Annotated in this window: 1 protein-coding gene; it reads left to right on the top strand. The window is 36.0% G+C overall.

Annotated elements, in window-relative coordinates; translation table 11 throughout:
- Nucleotides 1-30: 30 nt before the first annotated feature.
- A complete protein-coding gene (locus tag H4J69_RS19670; protein WP_182218595.1) occupies nucleotides 31-381 on the top strand; it encodes a hypothetical protein in 351 nt (116 codons plus the stop codon).
- Nucleotides 382-472: the final 91 nt, after the last annotated feature.

Below are 472 nucleotides of genomic sequence, written 5' to 3'. Positions count from 1 at the left end.
GGCGTTATGTTGCAAAAGGAGATGCAGTTCATGAATCAGATTAAGAGTAACTTTCAAATATTAGCCGCTACAGCTTCAACGCTTTATTTTGGCTTGTTTGCGTATGGATCTTTTATCTTCATTAAAGAATTTGAAAATGTATTTGATTCGTTTGAATCGGAGCTACCATTTCAAACATCTTTATTAATTGGCACTTATCGTTACTGGGGTATTTTAGGTTTAATCTCTGCTTTTATCTTGTTTAAAGTGAGTAAATGTAAAAGTAGTAAATCTATGTCGGTGCTTATTTGGCTTGGTGTTTTGTCAATATTATTAGTAGTGTTTGCTATTTGGGGTATTTATAGCCCTGTACTCGAAGGTAGCGGGCAAGCTGCAACATAACAAGCCACTCAAGCAGGACAAATAACAGTTGGTTTTGTTCGCTTCGCTCTCTATTATAACCAACTATTATTTGCCTCTTAGTGGGGCGTTA

The sequence above is a fragment of the Colwellia sp. BRX10-9 genome (genome assembly GCF_014077405.1).
GTDB lineage: Bacteria > Pseudomonadota > Gammaproteobacteria > Enterobacterales > Alteromonadaceae > Colwellia_A.
Note: the sequence above shows the minus strand (reverse complement) of the source record. Positions and strands in the feature narration are given on the sequence as shown.

Bases quoted from the DNA above. Each gene is read 5' to 3' on its own strand.
- H4J69_RS19670 (WP_182218595.1), top strand. From the start codon at position 31: ATGAATCAGATTAAGAGTAACTTTCAAATATTAGCCGCTACAGCTTCA.